We start from the raw sequence: 2,840 nt of genomic DNA, 5'->3' as shown, positions 1-2,840 counted from the left end.
CCTGCTCAGATTAGCTTTAAGCAGGAACCCTTGGGATTTCGGCGACAGGGCATCTCACCCTGTTTATCGCTACTCATGTCAGCATTCGCACTTCCGATACCTCCACGGTCGGTTACCCTCCCGCTTCATCGGCCTACGGAACGCTCCGCTACCGCGTGTATTACTACACACCCTAAGCTTCGGTACGTATCTTGAGCCCCGTTACATTTTCGCCGCAGGAACCCTTATTTAGACCAGTGAGCTGTTACGCTTTCTTTAAATGATGGCTGCTTCTAAGCCAACATCCTGGTTGTTTTGGGATTCCCACATGCTTTACCACTTAGATACGATTTGGGGACCTTAGCTGTAGGTCAGGGCTGTTTCCCTTTTGACGACGGACCTTAGCACCCGCCGTCTGTCTGCCGGATATTTCTCTTGGGTATTCGGAGTTTGGTTAGAATTGGTAGATCTCGCGACCCCCGCATCCATCCAGTGCTCTACCCCCCAAGGAATTCATCCGACGCTCTACCTCAATAGATTTCGCGGAGAACCAGCTATTTCCCGGTTTGATTGGCCTTTCACCCCTAACCACAACTCATCCGACAATTTTTCAACATTGAACGGTTCGGCCCTCCAGTGGGTGTTACCCCACCTTCAGCCTGGTCATGGCTAGATCACCGGGTTTCGGGTCTAATGCATCAAACTCATTCGCCCTATTCAGACTCGCTTTCGCTGCGCCTACACCTAACGGCTTAAGCTTGCTTGATACACTAAGTCACTGACCCATTATGCAAGAGGTACGCTGTCACCCCTCAAGGGGGCTCCAACTGCTTGTAGGCATTCGGTTTCAGGTACTGTTTCACTCCCCTCATCGGGGTGCTTTTCACCTTTCCCTCACGGTACTAGTTCACTATCGGTCATGCAGGAGTACTTAGGCTTAGAGGGTGGTCCCCCTACGTTCAGACAGGGTTTCACGTGCCCCGCCCTACTCAAGTCCTGATACATCACTTTCGCATACGGGACTGTCACCCGCTATGGTCAGCCTTTCCAGACTGTTCTGCTAGTTGAATATCAGGCACTGGCCTGGTCCGCGTTCGCTCGCCACTACTAACGGAGTCTCTGTTGATGTCCTTTCCTCCGGGTACTGAGATGTTTCAGTTCCCCGGGTTCGCTTCACCAATCCTATGTATTCAGATCGGTGATACCCTCCCCATTTAACCGGGACCCCGGTTTGCACCGGGGCAAGGATTAAATGGTGAGGGTGGGTTCCCCCATTCGGAAATCGTCGGGTCAAAGCTTGCTCACAGCTCACCGACGCTTATCGCAGCGTGCCACGTCCTTCATCGCCTCTGCATGCCAAGGCATCCACCAAATGCCCTTACCTCACGCTTGAGAGTCCACACCACCAACGACCATCCTGAAAGTTCGCAAGGAACCTCAGTCTGTGTCGCCATGATGCGGATGATTTCTTTCTCAGCCTTGTTAATGCGCCGACCCGATCTTTGCTGGCCAAAGCCAGCCAGAATCGCGCCGTCGCGGCATCGATTGAAAAACCCATTCACAATGTCAAAGTGCTGCGCAGATGCCGTGGCATCTGCAAATCCCGCTGCAAGCAGCAGAAACTGTTTGTCTTCATATCTGGAACGATGGTTAGAATTACGACCACTCCCGCGCTTGCGCTTGGGAATTCTTCGGGCGTCCATCCCCCGGATGGCCGCTGTTAACCGAAGAATTGGTGGAGCCTATCGGGATCGAACCCCCGCGCTGCCACGCAGCGCCACATAGAAGTTCATCGGTTCGCAAGAGCCAATGTTGCGACTGGTGGAGCCTATCGGGATCGAACCGATGACCCCCTGCTTGCAAAGCAGGTGCTCTCCCAGCTGAGCTAAGGCCCCCAACCAAGTCGCAAAGTGCGGAAAAATGGTGGGCCGAGTAGGAGTTGAACCTACGACCTCACGCTTATCAGGCGTGCGCTCTAACCACCTGAGCTACCGGCCCCCGCTTTCACATCCGAACTGGCAAAAGCCGTGTTCGGGCGCGAAGGGCCAGCTCGGGTGCACAGCCCGCGGGGGTAACCCCCTAGGGTGTGTTCCAGAATGAAGGGACATGAGGACGGCGGCAATGTTCTTTGGAGCGGACGAAGCTCTTTCCCGTGTCGAGCACGGGACGCTTTCGGCCAAATCCTTAGAAAGGAGGTGATCCAGCCGCAGGTTCCCCTACGGCTACCTTGTTACGACTTCACCCCAGTCGCTGATCCCACCGTGGTCAGCTTCCTCCCTTGCGGGTTAGAGCACTGCCTTCGGGTGAAACCAACTCCCATGGTGTGACGGGCGGTGTGTACAAGGCCTGGGAACGTATTCACCGCGGCATGCTGATCCGCGATTACTAGCGATTCCGCCTTCATGCTCTCGAGTTGCAGAGAACAATCCGAACTGAGACGGCTTTTGGAGATTAGCATACGGTTGCCCGTTAGCTGCCCACTGTCACCGCCATTGTAGCACGTGTGTAGCCCAGCGCGTAAGGGCCATGAGGACTTGACGTCATCCCCACCTTCCTCCGGCTTATCACCGGCAGTTTCTCTAGAGTGCCCAACTGAATGCTGGCAACTAGGGATGAGGGTTGCGCTCGTTGCGGGACTTAACCCAACATCTCACGACACGAGCTGACGACAGCCATGCAGCACCTGTGTGTGACCCAGCCGAACTGAAGGAATCCATCTCTGGAAACCATAGCCACCATGTCAAACGCTGGTAAGGTTCTGCGCGTTGCTTCGAATTAAACCACATGCTCCACCGCTTGTGCAGGCCCCCGTCAATTCCTTTGAGTTTTAATCTTGCGACCGTACTCCCCAGGCGGATAAC

At 54.8% G+C, this 2,840-nt stretch carries 2 tRNA genes and 2 rRNA genes; all 4 read right to left on the bottom strand.

What is annotated here, in order from left to right:
- A 23S ribosomal RNA gene (locus LC605_RS32295) occupies positions 1 to 1,374 on the bottom strand; the annotation flags it as partial.
- Between the two features lie 424 nt (positions 1,375 to 1,798).
- Positions 1,799 to 1,874: transfer RNA gene (locus tag LC605_RS32290), tRNA-Ala, on the bottom strand.
- Positions 1,875 to 1,900: 26 nt separating this feature from the next.
- Positions 1,901 to 1,977 (bottom strand) — tRNA-Ile (locus LC605_RS32285).
- Between the two features lie 190 nt (positions 1,978 to 2,167).
- Positions 2,168 to 2,840, bottom strand: a 16S ribosomal RNA gene (locus tag LC605_RS32280); the annotation flags it as partial.

The organism is Nostoc sp. CHAB 5836, from assembly GCF_020829445.1.
Lineage (GTDB): Bacteria > Cyanobacteriota > Cyanobacteriia > Cyanobacteriales > Nostocaceae > Nostoc.
This window is presented reverse-complemented; position numbering and strand designations above follow the sequence as displayed.